Annotated in this window: 16 protein-coding genes; 3 read left to right on the forward strand and 13 right to left on the reverse strand. The window is 45.2% G+C overall.

Translation table 11 applies throughout. The features are described 5' to 3' along the window. Nucleotides 1-5: 5 nt before the first annotated feature. The 4 genes from V3851_RS08450 to V3851_RS08465 form a co-directional block, all read right to left on the reverse strand. The gene (locus tag V3851_RS08450) at nt 6-470 is read right to left on the reverse strand and encodes a VOC family protein (RefSeq protein WP_331846085.1); all 465 of its coding nucleotides are present in this window, start codon (nt 468-470) and stop codon (nt 6-8) included. Between the two features lie 112 nt (nt 471-582). Beyond that, nucleotides 583-2907, reverse strand: coding sequence for an ABC transporter permease (locus tag V3851_RS08455; RefSeq protein WP_331846314.1), 2325 nt, complete (start codon nt 2905-2907; stop codon nt 583-585). Nucleotides 2908-2909: 2 nt separating this feature from the next. Next, complete coding sequence (locus tag V3851_RS08460; RefSeq protein WP_331846086.1) at nt 2910-3614, reverse strand: ABC transporter ATP-binding protein; 705 nt, start codon at nt 3612-3614, stop codon at nt 2910-2912. A gap of 546 nt (nt 3615-4160) precedes the next feature. After that, entirely contained in the window at nt 4161-4682 is a 522-nt protein-coding gene (locus V3851_RS08465) for a hypothetical protein (RefSeq protein ID WP_331846087.1), read from the reverse strand. Between the two features lie 263 nt (nt 4683-4945). Between V3851_RS08465 and V3851_RS08470 the strand changes: the two genes are divergently transcribed. The 3 genes from V3851_RS08470 (at nt 4946) to V3851_RS08480 (ending at nt 8646) form a co-directional block, all read left to right on the forward strand. Then, nucleotides 4946-6487 carry a hypothetical protein gene (locus V3851_RS08470; RefSeq protein ID WP_331846088.1) on the forward strand — a complete coding sequence of 514 codons (1542 nt, stop codon included), beginning with the start codon at nt 4946-4948 and terminating at the stop codon, nt 6485-6487. Then, nucleotides 6484-8421: a TOMM precursor leader peptide-binding protein gene (locus tag V3851_RS08475; RefSeq protein ID WP_331846089.1), complete on the forward strand. Its 1938-nt coding sequence runs from the start codon at nt 6484-6486 to the stop codon at nt 8419-8421. The genes V3851_RS08470 and V3851_RS08475 overlap by 4 nt, the downstream gene beginning before the upstream one ends. 111 nt (nt 8422-8532) lie before the next feature. Next, complete coding sequence (locus V3851_RS08480) at nt 8533-8646, forward strand: YjcZ family sporulation protein (RefSeq protein ID WP_331846090.1); 114 nt, start codon at nt 8533-8535, stop codon at nt 8644-8646. A gap of 244 nt (nt 8647-8890) precedes the next feature. Here V3851_RS08480 and V3851_RS08485 read toward each other — a convergent pair whose 3' ends face one another. The 9 genes from V3851_RS08485 to V3851_RS08525 form a co-directional block, all read right to left on the reverse strand. Further along, nucleotides 8891-9412 carry a GNAT family N-acetyltransferase gene (locus tag V3851_RS08485; RefSeq protein ID WP_331846091.1) on the reverse strand — a complete coding sequence of 174 codons (522 nt, stop codon included), beginning with the start codon at nt 9410-9412 and terminating at the stop codon, nt 8891-8893. A gap of 88 nt (nt 9413-9500) precedes the next feature. Continuing rightward, nucleotides 9501-10271 (reverse strand): class I SAM-dependent methyltransferase, encoded by a 771-nt coding sequence (locus V3851_RS08490; protein ID WP_331846092.1) that lies wholly within the window; start codon nt 10269-10271, stop codon nt 9501-9503. A 229-nt stretch (nt 10272-10500) separates the two neighbouring features. Then, nucleotides 10501-11802, reverse strand: a complete 1302-nt coding sequence (locus V3851_RS08495; RefSeq protein ID WP_331846093.1) for a pyrimidine-nucleoside phosphorylase — start codon at nt 11800-11802, stop codon at nt 10501-10503. 107 nt (nt 11803-11909) lie between these two features. Next, on the reverse strand, nt 11910-13091 hold the full coding sequence (gene deoB, locus V3851_RS08500; RefSeq protein ID WP_331846094.1) for a phosphopentomutase: 1182 nt from the start codon (nt 13089-13091) through the stop codon (nt 11910-11912). 27 nt (nt 13092-13118) lie between these two features. Then, nucleotides 13119-14303: a NupC/NupG family nucleoside CNT transporter gene (locus V3851_RS08505; protein WP_331846095.1), complete on the reverse strand. Its 1185-nt coding sequence runs from the start codon at nt 14301-14303 to the stop codon at nt 13119-13121. 86 nt (nt 14304-14389) lie between these two features. Continuing rightward, nucleotides 14390-14785 (reverse strand): cytidine deaminase, encoded by a 396-nt coding sequence (locus V3851_RS08510; protein ID WP_331846096.1) that lies wholly within the window; start codon nt 14783-14785, stop codon nt 14390-14392. 28 nt (nt 14786-14813) lie between these two features. Further along, a complete protein-coding gene (gene deoC / locus V3851_RS08515; RefSeq protein ID WP_331846097.1) occupies nt 14814-15479 on the reverse strand; it encodes a deoxyribose-phosphate aldolase in 666 nt (221 codons plus the stop codon). Nucleotides 15480-15644: 165 nt separating this feature from the next. Beyond that, entirely contained in the window at nt 15645-16577 is a 933-nt protein-coding gene (locus tag V3851_RS08520; protein ID WP_331846098.1) for a sugar-binding transcriptional regulator, read from the reverse strand. A 120-nt stretch (nt 16578-16697) separates the two neighbouring features. After that, complete coding sequence (locus tag V3851_RS08525; protein ID WP_331846099.1) at nt 16698-17231, reverse strand: gluzincin family metallopeptidase; 534 nt, start codon at nt 17229-17231, stop codon at nt 16698-16700. Nucleotides 17232-17875 lie beyond the last annotated feature (644 nt).

Genomic DNA, 17875 nt, shown 5'->3' on the forward strand with positions numbered 1-17875 from the left:
ATCTTTCACCTCTCTTTTTCAATCATCTTTTCCCAGTCCTCAAATGATAATTTTTCCGTTATGGTTTTCATTCCTTCAGGAACCGGAACATAACACATCAATTCCAGGCTGTTCCCATCCGGATCATTGAAATATACAGAAGCATTTCCTTGGTTTGGCCGTATGAAAGGTTCAGATGAACTCCTTCTTCCAAAAGGTACTGGCTCTATACCAATGGATTTCAACCAGGTTATACTTTCTTTGAGTTTTTCAAAACTTACTCTAAAGGCTACATGTCTTACAGAGGGGTGATAGTGCATTTTATATTCCTCTCCTGCCCAAAGACCTAACCAGCTCTTCTCTTTCTCAATCCAAAAGAACGCCGTATCTTCATCTTGCCAAGCAAGCTCTAGTCCCAACTTTGAATAAAATTCTATGGATCTATTTTTATTGCTTACAGGCAAATGCGCTTCATAAAGGCCCAAAATCATACCTTTCAACTCCTAATTATAGTTCTGTAGAAACTCACTTAACGCTTCCACATCTACAACACGACCCGACCTTAGATAACTCTTATCTTAGGCCGGGTCGTGTTTGTAGTTACTATTCTACATTTTTTAGCGATTCAATCATATTGATTTTGGTTACTTTTCTCCGCAGCAGCAGGTTGGAGACTATGGTGAGCAGGAATGCAAGAGCGACAGAGATCAACATGACAAACAGATTTATTTGATCCGGGATTTGCTGATGGGTACTCGACAGTGCCTCAATAACAATAGAATACATGTAGCCGCTAATCGGTAAAGCTATAATGACCGCAAAGCTGGTGAGTATGATATTTTCAAGAAAGATAAGCCGGTTTATTTTATTTTTTTGATACCCTAATACCTTAAGTGTCGCAAGCTCACGATTTCTTTCATAAATGTTAATGGAGGATATCGTATAAATGGCACCAAAGGAGAGGATGACGGCACAGACGATGAACATGATAAAAACAAAGCTGTTTTGCTTCAAAATAAACTGAGCCGACTGCTTCAAATCATTCTTATCGGCAATGGTCTCCACATTTTGATCTTGTTCAAAGAAGCTGCGAACGCTTGTAAGATCCGCGGCGCTGTTGGCTTCCACTAAGAGCGAGGTTGGATTGTAGTCGATGCCAAAGCTCTCTAAATAGGTCGGTGTACAATAAAACGACGGATTCGAATACTGGTTGGATATTTGCAAAACCTTCATATCGATCGCTTTATCGTTAAGCTCCGATGCGGTGAACTTCATCGAAATAATGTCCCCTTCTGCGATTTCATATTCGTCGGCGTACGATTTGGGTACAATCACACCATTGTCTTGCAAAGCTATCCGTTCATCATTTTCATCAAAGAAATGAATGAGATTATTCTCTTTACCGGTAACAACTAATGTGGCATTTTCTTTGTTATCCTCTTTGATGAATTCCACAGGAAAAGTGGATAAAAGATCACTATTCTTAATGCCGGAGGGCAATTCTAGCGTATCGGAAGATACTCCCATTGCATAATCCACTCTAAAATCATAGGTATGAACCTCTTCAATTTGGTCAGCTACTTTTAGCAAAGAGGTCTGCGTGCCAAAAGCGGTAATCAATAAAACAGTGCTTACAATAACACCAACTGAGCTCGCTAAGGCTTTCTGTTTATTTAAAAATATATTTCGCAAAATGAGCTTGCGGCTGTAAGAGCTGTGACTCCAGATCCCCGGAACTCGTTCCAATAATATCTTTTTCATCTTTTTTGGAGGTTTCGGACGCATAGCTTGCGCCGCACGTTCTTTTAATATGGTTCTGCCGCTTAAGTAACAGGACAGGATGCCAAACGCACTGGAGACAAGGATGGGGGGAATTACTGAAAATAACGAAAGTTGAAATGTAATATCAGGCAGAGAGTATGACCTTGCGTTTGATGCCGTTACGAATGGAACAAACACAAAAGCGGCAATGACACAGCCAAGGATGGAACCCGCTATCCCCACAAGCACAGGGTACCCCATATAATGAAGCATGATATTTCTGTTTTTTACGCCCAATGCCTTCATAATACCTACTTGATTTCTTTGTGAATCTATAATCCTCGACATGGTTAGATACAGAATAATCGCTTCAACCATAAAGAGAACCAAAGGGATGACCCTGCTCATCAATTTGTTGTTTTGTACCGTTTCATTTAATTTGGAATAACTGAAAGACCGTTCTTTGCTTACCTGGCTTAAATAAGGGAAATGTTGAGACCCCGCCTCAATGGATCGGCCTAATTCGTCGATATCATAACCCTCTTCGGCATCGATCATAATTTCATTATAGTAAAAACCGTTTGCAACCTCAGGTATCGTTTCTTCGGTAATATAAGCAAATCCGTAATTTTTATGGTCTTGGGTTTCGTTCTTTTTTGCGTATTCGACATTTTCACCCAAGCCGCTAATGGTGAAAGTAAAATTACTTTCATCCGTGCTTATATTGATTTGATCGCCGACACGATAATGATGTTCTTTGGCATAATGGGAATCCAATAAGATTTCGCTCTTTTTTGACGGGATACTTCCCTCAATCAACGTAGGCGTATTGATTTCATTGTCAGCGGGAAGCGAATGAATTTTCAATGTGGCTTTGTTATCATCAAATGCTTGCGTGGCATCGAAGGTATAACGTCCTTCTATTTTACTAATCCCTTCAATTTCGCTTAAAGCAGCCAGATCCTCTTTGGAAATTCGACTGTAATATACATTCAAGTCGCTAATATTATGTTCCTTAAAGTAAGCCTTCGAATACTCGCTGAGATTATCGCTTAACGTGATCAGCCCGGCATAGAAAAAAGCCCCTACCGCAATTACCAAAACAAAGGCGATAAATTGCCCGATCGATTGCCTTATATCCCTAATGAGTTTTAAAAGTAATTTCATGATCACCACTCAATCCCTTCGACGCTTTGTTTATTGTCATTGATCGTGACGCTTTCGATGGTCCCGCTTTTCACCTTAATGATCTTGTCCGCCATCGGGGCAATGGCGGAATTATGCGTGACCAAGACGACGCACTTTTTCGTTTCCTTGTTCAAATCCTGAAGCAGCTTTAAAACGGACTTGCCCGTCACATAATCCAAAGCCCCGGTTGGTTCGTCACAGAGTAAAAGCAAAGGATTTTTGGCTACCGCTCTGGCTATGGCGACCCTTTGTTGTTCTCCCCCGGAGAGTTGGGAAGGGAAGTTATGGATCCGTTCCGTTAATCCGACTTTATGTAAAATATCCTTTGCATCCAGATGGTCCTTGCATACTTCGGTCGCAAATTCAACATTCTCCAGCGCGTTTAAATTCGAAATTAAGTTGTAGAATTGAAACACAAAGCCGACTTTCTCGCCGCGATATTGCGTTAATTTTTTTTCGTTGAAGCTTGTTATTTCTTGTTCGCCTACAACCACTTGGCCCGAAGTAGCAGTATCCATACCGCCGAGAATATTCAGTATTGTACTTTTCCCGGCGCCGCTTGCACCCAGAATAACGACGAATTCTCCCTCCGATATGGAAAAATCAACGCCATCAAGAGCCTTAATCGGCACTTCGCCGATTTGGTATTCTTTCGTTACTTTTTTAAATTCGATTAACTTTTTCACTGATTACATCTCCCCGTAAAGTATTTTGAAAACTTGGTTTTGAGTCGTCTGGCAGTCCTTCGGCTGCGGATGAATCCTCCCTCTTCCCAATCCTCCCAGCTCTGGGTCCATTTATCCCCGCAATCATGTTAATCATACGAAGGCCAAAGAAGGGAAACAACCGACTTCGGCCCTGCCAAAAACTGGACCATAGTCGGGCTCCATCTGACGCCCGTTTGTTCTGCTCTAAATGCAAAAACCGACCCGTAATTGGATCGGTTTGTTTGTATACTACTAAACTTGGTTCATGTAATATGAACAAATATCCCTCCTGGAAAATTCCCATGAATGACAGAGTAAGCGGGGATATTTTGCATTTCATACCCCTTTTATTGACGATTTGCTTACCAGCTTTATTATTTCATAAATAAACAACACCATTGAAAGGAACCATAGAATTAATGCTAAGATAGCTCCAACCAATAGATATTGCAAAAGTAATTCAAAACACCTTCCTTGTCTCGTTATTAATAAACAGATTTTGCTTTGGAAAAGCGACAGGGCTAATCATTGAATTAGCAATTTAAATTCTTGTCTAATTTCATTATTGAGGCTATCTTTTTTTAATAGATCCCTTATTAATAGCTCATTCACTTTTACTTTATTTTCTTTAAGATAACTCAGGATTAGACGGGCCTTCTCTTTCCTACCCATTAAAAAATAGGCTATATACCAGATTTCAGGGCTTGATAGATTTATTCCGTCCCAGTTTCCATAAACGGATACAGGCAGCTTAAGAACTTCATCTTCAGCATAGAAAGCAAAGCTTCCAATAAAATCTATGTTATGTGAACCAATACTTAGTCGATATTGACTTGCAAACGGGTAGTCTCCACTCCTTTGTTCTTCCCAATCATATCCATTTATTGCCTTGACTAACTTGTCTTTTGGGCATTCGACAGTAATATCCCAATCGTTCACTGACCCAATTAAATTCAAGTAGTACAATAATCCACTACCACCAAGTGCATATTTAATATTATTTTTTTCTAATAGTTCAATGATTGGAAATAGTACTTGATGGTTCATCGCAATTCTCCTTCCAATACTCGCTCCAATTGCATAAACGTTATGTCTGAGCTTCTTCCATGATTATACATCTGGCAATCAATGGGCGATAGCCCTACTGCGTAAATACGGTGTAAAGCTTTCCATTGTCCGCCAAGAAAGTCATAGTAAAACATCAAGCCACATATCATTAAAATGAATTTTGTCGTTCGAGAGAATCAGGGCTTTGAGCAGCTTGAACAGTTCATTTACGTTTCACAAAGTTGGGGAAGGAGTTGTGCCGGATGTCTCTTCAGGAGGAAGGCGCACTTACAGTCGGTTCTGGCCAAATCTTACTCTCGCTTGCCGAATCATGGTATGAATCCGGTTTGTCGAAACTCACGGTTTATGTAACAAACAAGGAGCCGACAGACATGGTGAAACTTAAGGAACTCTACGAACATACTCTTAACAGCGGGCGCGAGACCACGTTAAATTGGATTGCTGCAGAAGAAAATGAGGAGCCGGATTGGAGGGCAATCGTTCAGCCTTTTCAATTTATTTTGTATGTTTCGGAGCATGGCGAACTGGAGGAACTCCGGAGTGTTCAGCGTGCTTGTATAGCGGAAGGAAAGCAAATGCTCCCTGCCATCGCGATTAGAGGAATAGGAATGGCAGGCCCGCTGCTCCATCCTGGCGGGCACGTACTTTGGGATTCGGCATGGATGAGAATTCATTCGTCCGTCTTTCCCGAACCGCAAACGCCGGAGGTCTTCTCCACTGCGGCCGCAGGAATCTTATCGGATCTTGTGGTTCATGAATGGCATAAAGCGATTACGAGTGAACATGATTTGGATTGCAGAAATCAATGCTTCTTACTTGACCCTATCACGTTAACCGGAGGCTGGCATCCTGTCCTATCTCATCCTTTAATATCCGGGTATGACGCGACCCGTCCAGTGAAGAATATGGCGCTTAGCCTAAATACAAATCATGAACAGATAAGCCCGGAGGTATGGTTTTCTGCGTTCAGCCAACTGACATCGAAGGCAACAGGCATCTTTCATGCATGGGAAGAGGCGGACTTAATCCAGCTGCCGCTGGCACAGTGTCTTGTTCAACCCGCAGATCCCTTGTCAAAAGAACCTGTACATCTTCTGCCAACCATGATCCGAAGTGGATTAACGCATGTGGAGGCACGGCGAGAGTCGGGATTGGCAGGGCTGGAAGCCTATGCCACCCGCATGATTCCGCTGCTGTTTGCTGACTTGCTTCCACATCAGCAGGAAGGAATCAGCATTGGAGCAGGGTGCGATATCACTGAAGCCGCTCTGCGGGGACTCAGGGCTCGTTTAACTAAAGAGTTAGGCCAGCGGATTTTGTCTGATGAACCGGCTGTTGTTCAGTCTATAACTTGCCAGCAAATTGAAGACGTCCGTTGCCTGTATTTTTCGCAGGCGCTAACCACCCTGGAGAGGGATGCTCTTATAGCTGTAGGTGAGCCGTTGTTCGGTTTTCCGACCGTGTGGGTTTATTCGGATTCCTCGTGGTATGGCAGTGTAGATTTTAGTTTCACGCTTGCACTTCGCCAATCTCTGCAGAAAGCGCTGAGTAAGACCGAACCCGCTGCGGTCCCTCCTATCCTTCGGAAGGATCATGAGGAGCAAAATATTACAATTTCCGATGGTGAATCTTTAAGCTATAGTTCTTTGATGTTATCAGCCAATGAGACTCTGAAGCAGTGTCATAAAAGTCTTGAGCTGTTTGAATTACACAGCGAATCTTTGTGGGGCAATGGACCGTTTGTTGCCTATGGTGTATTTCTCGGAGAGGAGGAATCCCCTTGAATACTGTCGCTATCATTGGGGAGGGAATGCTTGCCGACACCGTGTGCAAGCGTCTGTCCCGATTTTTGCTCGTCCGAAGAAAGGACTTCAGTGAAGATCTACCCGCTGTAGACTTGGTATTGGTGCTGAATGATGAGGATAATTCCTCCTATTATTATGAAGCTGAACAGAAATTGCGACCGCGAGGCATTCCTTGGTTATGTGCCTATATATCCTTAGGTGAAGGAATCATAGGGCCGCTGATTGGTCCGGGAACGACCGGATGCTTCCATTGTTCGGAAGCACGGTTATCTTTAGCGGGGAGCAATCGCATAGAAGTTCAGGATTTACTTATGAAGCTTGTATCTGATGATGATTATGTCCCCCGTCATTCTGCTGAATTATCTCCGGCGGGAGCCAGTTATATGGCGCACATTATCTCAGAGGAAACGGATAAGGTATTGCGGGGCGACAGAGCGAATACGGAAGAACATCTCTATTTGATCAACTTGAGTAATTTGAGCAGCACCATCCATTATGTCATGCCGCTTGGGACTTGCCCGGTTTGCGGGCAATTGCCGGATGATTCCGCAGAGTTGGCGGAGATATATCTACAGAAGTGCCTTAAACAGAGTAACAGCTACCGCTGCCGCTCGATGAGTGATTTGAAGAAGGTCCTGCTCAGAGATTATTGGGACAGTCGTACCGGAATCTTTAATGATAAGAAGTGGGGTCTCGACTCTGTCTTTGCCATGGCCGGTCTAAACCTTCCTTTAGGTTTTTACGATGAGATTACGGGGGGGCGTTCACACTCATTTGTAGATAGCGAGCTCGCGGGGATATTAGAGGGTCTGGAGCGCTATTGCGGTGTGACTCCACGCGGCAAACGGACGATCGTGCAGGACAGTTACTCCCATCTTAAGGCTGCTGCGCTGGATCCGTCTACGGTAGGGCTTCATGCAGAGGCGCAATACAAACAACCGGATTTCCCCTTCATCCCGTATGATCCGGATGCTCCAATGGAATGGGTCTGGGGATATTCGTTTCTACAGGAACGTCCAATTCTGGTACCCAAACTGTTGGCTTATTACAGTCTGGGCGAAGGAGAGGGATTTGTATATGAGAACTCCAATGGATGCGCGGTAGGAGGAAGCTTAGAGGAGGCCATCTTGTACGGGATTTTCGAAGTGGTTGAGAGAGATTCCTTTCTCCTTACCTGGTATGCAAAGTTACGGGTTCCGCGGCTGGACTATAATTCATCAGGAGATTCGGAGATGATCCTGATGATTCAACGTTTACGAGCGGTTACCGGTTATGAAGTGAGCTTATACAATACTACAATGGAAAACGGAATTCCCAGCATATGGGCACTGGCAAAAGGAGAAGCGGAACACAGCGCAAGCCTCATCTGTTCTGCCGGAGCTCATCTCGATCCGATTCGGGCGGCCAAGAGCGCCATACATGAGCTGGCGGGCATGATCCCGACAGTTGAAAAGAGATTGAAGGAACGAAGACTTGAAGCCGAGGCTATGCTTGATGACTCGTCCCTTGTGGAGTATATGGAGGATCATTCCCTGCTCTATAGCTTGCCGCAGGCAAAGGAACGGCTTCATTTCTTAATGGACGAACGGAACCCCGTCCGTACTTTTGAGGAAGAGTTTCATTCTATGCCGTGGCAAGAAGATTTAACCGAGGATTTAAAACAAATACTGCAAACTTTCCTTAGTCTCCATATGGATGTCATTGTAGTTGACCAGTCATCAAGCGAGACGCTTCGTAACGGACTACATTGTGTGAAGGTGCTCATACCGGGTATGTTACCCATGACATTCGGACATCATCTTACCCGGCTCAATGGCCTGGATAGGGTACTCGATGTACCGATGAAGCTGGGTTACGCCAATCGCAGGCTGACTCGGCAGGAGCTTAATCCTTATCCGCATCCATTCCCGTAGCCAAGGACAAATATTCTTAAGGTATTCACCGATTTTTATAAACAAGAGTCCAATCCTTAGGTCGTTTACATTCATACAATTTAGAATAAACGGCGAGGGGAGGAGTTTGCAATGGGAGAACTGGGTGGAATCGGAAGCTGTAGCTGCGCTGGCTTGTTTACAAGCACAGGTGTAATCCTCGTACTGTTCATTCTGCTGGTTATTGTTTCTCGTACATTCATTTAAAGTTTGCGGCATACAGAAGACTGTCGTTCCTTTGTTGATAAATGAAAAGACAACGGCAGTAATCCTTGTGACGTCCTTGGTAGCCGTTCTCGATTTTTATCTAGTCGGTTAAAGCTTAAGCGGAAAATTCCGCTTGAGCTTTTTCGTTTAGTGAGATGAGCATTTAATTACAAATTCTCTTCAGACTTATCAATATACTGCTCATGCAAGATCCGGAACTCCTCTTCGAGAATTGCCATAGTGATCATATTATGAATTTTCCGTTTAAATACAGAACATCTCTATGTAGCCCTTCCCGTTTAAATCCAATCTTTTCATAAACATGAATCGCTCTTGGGTTAAAATCATACACACTCAACTCAATTCGATGCAGGTTTAATTTGTTAAAACCATACTCGAGCATTAGAATAATTGCCTCTGACCCGTATCCTTTACCGCGATGCTGAGCTCCGGATATTCCAATTCGAATATTCGCGCTCCGATTTATTGAATTGATTTCGTTTAAAACGACCTCGCCCAGAAGTTCGTTAGTTTGTTTAAGACATATCATTAAATCGATTCGGTCGCTGTTACTTCCACTGATGATCTTGATCCAAGCAGCAATTTCTTCAAGAGTAAATTCTCTTTGTGTGCCAGTCAGATATGTAGACTCAGAATCTTGTATATATGAGTAGAAATCATCAAGGTCGGATTCCCGAGCTTTTCTCAAGTAAATATTACGACCTTCAATATGAGGCTCTTTCAATTCTTCAATATTGTTAATCATAATGTATTCCTCCAGGAGATTAATTAAATCAATTTATAACTGTTTTATCGGATGTTAGCGACTTCTTCGAACTACTTATTTCAATGGATTAAGACTTTCTTGCCAAGTATAAATCTATAGTATCATTTAAATGAATCTGTCCACCGTAATCGTTAATTGTTTCTATCATTTCTTCTTCAAAAAGTATTCGTTTATCTTCCGGTAATGCCCTATGGTCTGAGTAAGTATTAAGAAGTGAAATGTAGTTTTGAGCATCAAATGTTCTTGTTTGATGATACAGCTTATAATTCACATCAATAAAACCGTATCGTTTAATTGTATTGACTATTTTCAAACAGTGTTCTTCGTTATATGCTACCGGTAAGCTTTTAAATGACGGTCTATATTTGTCATAGATTTTTTGCATTGCAAAATGAAGGCCATTTTCTTCGGCAGGAATCGGACGATTCCAAAACAATGCCAAAACTCCACCATTTCTCAAAAGTTGATAGGCTTTTGTATATCCTATTTCTTCCGGTATCCAATGAAAAGCGGTTGCAGAATAAATTAAGTCAAAGTTCTGGTTATCAAGAACAACACTTTCGAAATCATTATTTATGACATTGAAATTAGCATATTTGGAAAACTTCCGATTTGAAAATTCGGCTAAATCTTCACCAAGTTCTATTGCAGTAACCTTGCATCCGGTATTCAAAAAAGGTACAGTGGCTTGGCCTGTCCCAATCCCTATTTCAAGGGCCTTTTTACTATTATCTAAGTTTGAAAACTGAATCACATCATGAAACAGTTCTTCTACATATGTCGGGCGCATTTTGTCATAATTAATTACATCTTCATTAAACGTCAGGCGCAAATCCATCTATTACCCTCCTCTAAAAATTTGAACCAAATCGCTAAGCTTACCGCTGTATACATGAAACGCCCCAGCCTTAGATAGCTCTTATCTTAGGCTGGGGCATTAGTTGTCTGAGCTTCTCCTACGATTATACATCTGACAAACAAGGGGCGATAGCCCCGAGCGCGATAATGGTGTTACACCCGCGGAAGAGCGAGCAATGCTTCTTTCATGGGTTTCTTCTGCTTATCCATTATTTTGTTACAATGTTGTGGACCAGGACCGGGGCTTCCGCATGATCCGCAATTCGGATGCCGTCATAAATTTTCGCCATCACATCTTCAACATTTTCCCGGTTCGCATGAATAGTCACGAGCGATTCCCCAACTTTGACCGGATCGCCGATTTTCTTATTCAGCATCAAGCCGACGGCGAGATCGATATCGGATTCCTTCGTCGCTCTTCCCGCGCCGAGCCACATGGCGGCCGTACCGATTTCATCGGCGACGATTTCGGCGACGACGCCGTCCGCTTTCGCCGGCACTTCGATTTGATAGGCAGCCTGGGGCAGCTTCTCCGGATGATCCACCACCGACGGATCGCCGCCTTGGCTCGCGATAAATTCTTTGAACTTTTCCAGCGCTTTGCCGTTTCGAATGACTTCTTTCAGCATGTCTTCAGCTTCTTCAAGCGATGCGGCTTTGTTCGCCAGAAATACCATCTGCCGCCCGAGCGCGAAGCAAAGCTCTTCCAAATCTTTCGGCCCATTTCCTTTCAGCGTATCAATGGCTTCCTTGACTTCCAGCGCGTTCCCGATCGCATACCCGAGCGGTTGGCTCATATCGGAAATGACCGCCATCGTCTTGCGGCCGACATTGTTGCCGATGCGGACCATCGCCTCGGCCAATTCCTTGGCGTCCTCCGCCGTCTTCATGAATGCGCCCGCTCCCGTCTTCACGTCGAGCACGATGGCATCGGAGCCGGCAGCGATTTTCTTGCTCATGATGGAACTTGCGATCAGCGGAATCGAATTGACCGTCGCCGTTACATCGCGCAGAGCATACAGCTTCTTGTCGGCCGGCGTCAAATTGCCGGATTGGCCGATAACCGCGATCTTATGACGGTTGACAAGATCCACGAATTGCTCCTTGCTGATCTCTACATGGAAACCGGCGATCGCTTCCAGCTTGTCGATCGTTCCGCCGGTATGTCCAAGCCCGCGGCCGGACATTTTCGCTACGGGAATATCCAGCGCTGCAACGAGCGGCGCCAAGACGAGCGTCGTCGTATCGCCCACACCGCCTGTCGAATGCTTATCCACCTTCACGCCTTCGATTCCGGACAAGTCGATCGTATCTCCGGAATTTACCATCGCCATCGTGAGGTCGGCGCGTTCCCGCTCGGTCATGTCCCGGAAAAAAACCGCCATCGCAAAAGCGCTGACTTGATAGTCGGGAATCTCGCCTTTCGTATAACCTTCAATAATGAAATTGATTTCTTCAGTCGTCAATTCCTTGCCGTCGCGTTTTTTCTCGATCAAATCCACCATTCTCATTGCTGATCTCTCCTCTTTATGAAAAAATATGCGCTTCCTCGTTATAACGATATCGCCGGTTCGCCTTGACTCGCTCCAATATGAACGCTCTTCTTATTCTTCTCCGGCTATTTTAATTCCGCCAAAAAGCTCGTCCCGTGCTCGGGCATCCGAACCCCGAAATTATCCGCGATCGTTGCGCCGATATCCGCGAACGTGCTGCGAAGCGGAAGCTCCCGCCCGCCGCCGGCAAAACGCGGAGAATAGACGAGAAGCGGAACGTACTCCCGGGTATGGTCCGTACCGCGGTAAGTCGGATCGTTGCCGTGATCGGCCGTAATGATCAAGAGATCGTCCTCCGTCATGAGGCCGAGCACTTCAGGCAGACGGCTGTCGTACTCTTCCAGCGCTTTCCCGTATCCTTGCGGATCGCGGCGATGGCCGTACAGGGCATCGAAATCGACGAGATTGATGAAGCTGAGGCCGGTGAAGGGCTCCCGCATCACGCCGACAAGCTGATCCATGCCGTCCATATTGCTGACCGTACGAACCGCTTTCGTGACCCCTTCCCCGTCGTAAATATCATAAATCTTCCCGATTGCGATCACTTCGAACCCTGCATCCTGAAGCGCGTTCATTGTTGTAGGGCCGAACGGTTTCAACGCGTAATCATGGCGATTCGCCGTCCGCCGGAACGATCCCGGCTCCCCGACGAACGGACGAGCGATGATCCTGCCGATCATATAAGGATCCTCAAGCGTGATTTTCCGGCAAAATTCGCAAATCTCATACAGCTCATCAAGCGGCACAACTTGCTCATGCGCCGCAATTTGCAGCACGGAATCCGCAGATGTGTAGACGATCAAAGCGCCGGTGTTCATATGCTCTTCCCCGAGCTCGTCGATAATTTCCGTTCCACTGGCCGGTTTGTTTCCAATGACGCGGCGGCCCGTTTTTTCCTCGATGCGGGTAATCAGCTCCTGCGGGAATCCTTCCGGGAATACCCGGAACGGCGTATCGATGCGAAGGCCCATGATCTCCCAATGTCCGGTCATCGTGTCCTTGCCGCTCGAAGCTTCCTGCATTTTGGTGAAATACGCCATCGGCTGCTCCGCCTTTGGAATGCCTTGAATTTCCCGAATGTTGGATAACCCGAGCCGAGCCATATTGGGCATGGTGAGCCCGCCGCACTCACGGGCAATATGCCCGAACGTATCCACGCCGAAGTCATCAAACCTGGCGGCATCGGGTGCTTCCCCGATCCCCACCGAATCCATTACAATGAGGTGAACTCTTGAAAATACAGCCATCTTACGCACTCCTCTCGCGCTGAATATTTAGATGAACAAGCCGGCAATCGTTGCCGACAGTATGCTGACCATCGTGGCGCCGAAGAGCAGCTTCAGCCCGAAGCGTGCGACGACGTTGCCCTGTTTCTCATTCAAGCCCTTGACCGCTCCGGCGATAATGCCGATCGACGAGAAATTCGCAAACGATACGAGGAACACCGAGACGATGCCGATCGTTCTTGCGGACAATCCGGTGTGATTGCCGAGCTCAAGCATGGCCACAAACTCGTTCGATACCATCTTGATGGCCATAATGCTTCCCGCGTCCACTGCTTCGTTCCACGGCACACCCATGACGAATGCGAAAGGTGCAAAGACATAACCGAGAAGCTCTTGGAACGAAATTCCGAAGATACCGCTGAAGATGCCGTTGATCAGCGCGATCAACGCGACGAAGCCGATCAGCATGGCTGCGACGACAATGGCGACCTTAAACCCGTCCATAATATACTCGCCGAGCATCTCGAAGAACGACTGCTTCTCATCCTTCTCCTCTTGCACTTCCAGAATATCTTCTTCCTTTGACACCGAATACGGGTTCAGAATCGAAGCAATGATGAAGCCCCCGAATAAGTTTAGTACAAGGGCAGCAACGACATACTTGGGGTCGATCATTTGCATATAAGACCCGACGATCGACATCGATACCGTAGACATGGCCGAAGCGCAAAGCGTATAGAGCCGATGCTTCGGCAGCGCTCCAATCTGCTTTTTAACGGAAATGAATACTTCGGATTGCCCCAGAATCGCCGATGCGACCGCGTTGTAAGACTCCAGCTTGCCCATTCCGTTTACTTTGCTCAGAACAAGCCCGATATATTTAATGATGAACGGCAATATCCGCGTATACTGCAAAATGCCGATCAGCGCAGAAATAAACACAATGGGAAGAAGCACCGTTAAGAAGAATGGAGCTTGTCCCTCATTCGCGATCCCGCCGAATACGAAATTGACTCCCTCCGCCGCATAAGACAGAAGTGTATCAAACACCGATGCAAAGCCTTCGATCAGAAAATTTCCGGCACCGGTATACAAAAGCACAAACGCAAGCAGCACTTGCAGCACGATCATGACAAGGAGCGGCCGATAACGGATCCTTCTCCGGTCGCTGCTTGCCGCAAACGTTAGTCCAAATACAATGAGCACGCCAAGAATGGCAATCAAAATGTTCACCTGTTGTTCCCCCATTGTTGTTTTGATTATGATATCCATTTAGCGAGCGCTTTCAATCCCAAAAATAAAAAGCAGCGGCGTACCGTTTATTTCTTTTTCATATCCCCCGCTTGGAAAGCTCCCGGCAGCAATTGTTCCATGGTCCACTCTTCGGTATTGCCGCGAAGGTTCGTCAAGTACACCTTCGTTTCGCGATCGCAGAATTCCGCAAGCACCTGCCGGCAAGCTCCGCAAGGGGAAACCGGCCCTTCGGTATCCGCCACGACGGCGATCGCTTCAATGCGGGTGATGCCTTCGGATACCGCCTTGAAAATCGCCGTGCGTTCAGCGCAATTGGTTAAGCCGTAAGAAGCATTTTCGATGTTGCAACCGTTGTGTACTTTCCCATCCGCCAACAAGGCGGCTCCCACTTGAAAATGGGAGTAAGGAGTATACGCAAATTTACGAGCTTCAATTGCCTCTTGAATGAGCTGATCTTTCATGCTGTTTTCCCCCTTGACACTTGGAATGTTAATAATTTGCCGTAGATTGGCCGCCTTCCATGATTTTTACGCCGGAGCTTGCGCCGATCCGGTTTGCTCCCGCTTCGATCATTTTCTTCATGTCGTCCAGACTCCGAACGCCTCCGGAAGCTTTCACGCCCGCACGGTTACCGACGGTCTTGCGCATTAGTGCGACATCCTCCGCTGTCGCGCCGCCCGTAGAAAAGCCTGTAGAGGTTTTTACAAAGTCGGCACCCGCTTTGACGGCCAGTTCGCATGCCTTTACTTTCTCCTCGTCGGTTAATAGACACGTTTCAATAATGACCTTGACGAGCGCTTGATTCGCAGCAGCCTGGACGACCGCCCGAATATCACTCTCAACAAGCTCATTGTTCCCATCTTTCAAGGCGGCTATGTTGATGACCATATCGATTTCAGTGGCACCGCTTACAATTGCGTCCTTCGTTTCGAACGCCTTGACAGCCGATGTCGAAGCCCCGAGCGGGAACCCGATGACAGTACAAACTTTGACTTCCGTTCCTTTCAGTTGTTCGGCCGCATAAGATACCCAGGTCGGATTCACGCAAACCGAAGCGAATTGGTATGTTTTTGCTTCGAGCGTCAGCTTCGTGATTTCGGCTTTGGTTGCATCGGCCCGCAGCAGCGTATGATCGATCATCCCCGCTAAATTCATGCCGTTCACTCCCTTATGTTTTTGAAAATGATAATGACTCTTCGCATATGATAGCACACGACTGAACAAATGTAAAATATATGTTGAAAATATGTTCATGTTGTAATAAAAAAGAAGACCGTCGCAAGGACAGTCTTCCGTTTCCGCTTTTTCTACATGGCTCGTTTAAGTTAAGAGAGCCTTCGCGGTATATTGGTCCGTGACCAGGATGTTGGCGAATTTTCCGGTTAGCGCGGCGTGAATCGCATCATGTTTCTGCTGTCCTCCGGCAACGAGAATCGCCTTTTCCTTATTTCGCAGCTCCGCAAGTTCAATCCCTACGGTCCGGTTGTTAATTTCTTCAATACAAATATTTCCGCCCGCGTCGAAAATTCTGGAGCAAATATCCCCGGCACCTTTGCGCTGAAGCAGTTCCCGTTCTTCATCCGAAAAATAGCCAAGACGGAATAACAACGGATCATCCTTGATGGTCCCAACCGTAAAGACGGCAATATTGGCTTGCCGGCCGAGTTCAATGATTCGCTTGATGTGGCGGTCTTTCTCAACCAATTGCTTGACCTCGATGCTGTCGAATATGACGGGCAGCGGCAAATACCGCGGCGCCGTATGAAACGCTTCGGCAAACAAATTGACGATTTCCGCAGCATACGTATTGACGTGCGAGTGGCTGACTCCGCCCTTCAATTGGACGACTTCAACGCCTTTCACCTGCTTCGGCTGCAACTGCCGCGCAACCGAATACATCGTGGTTCCCCAAGTCACCCCGATGATATCGGAATCCTTTACCGTCTCATGGATATATTCCGCAGCTTTCTTGCCGATATGTTTTTGAATTTCTGTATATTCGTTTACCGGCGAATAGCATACGAATACCGTATCCAGCGAGTATTTTCTTTTCAATTCCTCACCAAGCACGACGAGATCCTCAAGAGGATCAACAAGTTCGATCCGGACATAACCGCGTTCTTTCGCATATTGAAGAAGCCTGGAAACTGTGGGACGTGAAACCTCCAACTTGACTGCGATTTCCTGCTGACTGTAATCGTGTAAGTAGTATAATCTGGCCGCCTCGATGCTTAATCTCTGTCTATCATCCATCTGTTACAACCCGCTTATTCTTAAGTTTTTTGTATTATTCTATATTATAAGCGTAAAGTTAGGAAGTACAAGCGTATCTTGGCGAACCAAGGACGGAATGCTCCAATGCGGGAAAACAGTTCACTCCAGATTTGCTTTCCACTCGAGATACAATTTATCAATAGTGCTATTAAGAATAGTTTCTAATTCTAAAGGATTTCTAATAATCTCATTTAATGATTCCATTCCATACTTCCCAACTATGAATTTAATAATTAATCCACTATAGACATATGCTGAATTTCCAAATTCATCAAAGAAGTCGGGACTCTCTAGTTGCTCCAATGTTGGAATGCCCATTAAATGGTTTTTCTCGTATTGTTCTGCCTCAAGTTGCAAAGAAGCATAATAAGCTATGCCTTCATCAAGCCATTTAATGTTCCCAACTTCCGGGTTTATTCGTTGAATAATTGCGTGTACGAATTCATGAACTAGCTGAAAAGTATATTCCGAATGTACTTTAGGATCAGATAATTGCAGCGGCGTGAAAACCTTTATAATATTATCCTTTGCATCATAAGTGCCCTCAGTTTTTCGACCGATTATCTTATAAAACTGCTCCCTGTTAGTATATACATGAACAATCGTTTTCTCAGAAGGAGTGTACTCAAACATATTAGTTAATCGATCATAGTTTGACTCAAAATTTAGAGCAAGCTCTTCAACAACCTTTTATGTATCGTTATCCTTACTTGGTGAGTAGAATTGTCCATTGTTAGATTCTTGAATTAAGTAAAGTCCGTTTTTATATGCAAAATTCCCTTGATCATTTGAGTTACAAGAGCTTAAGAGCATTAAAGTAAAGATATTAAGTACTGCTATTTTAATTTTCATGAGCCTTCCTCTCTTTCGTTTATTGTTTACCGCTGTTTTCCTATAACGTCTCGTATATTCGCGAAACGCCCCAGCCTTAGATAGCTCTTATCTAGGTTGGGGCGTTTGTTGTCTGAGCTTCCACCATGATTTACATTTGTCTATCATAGGGATATGGATGCGTTTGCTGCCTATATATCTTCGAAATTTTATCTGCAAACCGAGGGTGTTAGATTATTTATCTCTTATTTGTTCTTTTAGTATCATTATTTGACCAATATGATATGCATTATGGATACATAAATTTGACACCACTCCCCACCAAGGAGCATTAAAATATGCAGAATCATAAATAGTACAATCGGACAGACACTTCAAATCAGTCTCTCCATAGATCGGTTATGCAGTTATCCCAATGGTTGTAAATGGTTTATTTCCTTGTTTCA

Origin of the sequence: Paenibacillus haidiansis, assembly GCF_036553665.1 — a bacterium.
In the GTDB taxonomy this organism is placed as follows: domain Bacteria; phylum Bacillota; class Bacilli; order Paenibacillales; family Paenibacillaceae; genus Fontibacillus; species Fontibacillus haidiansis.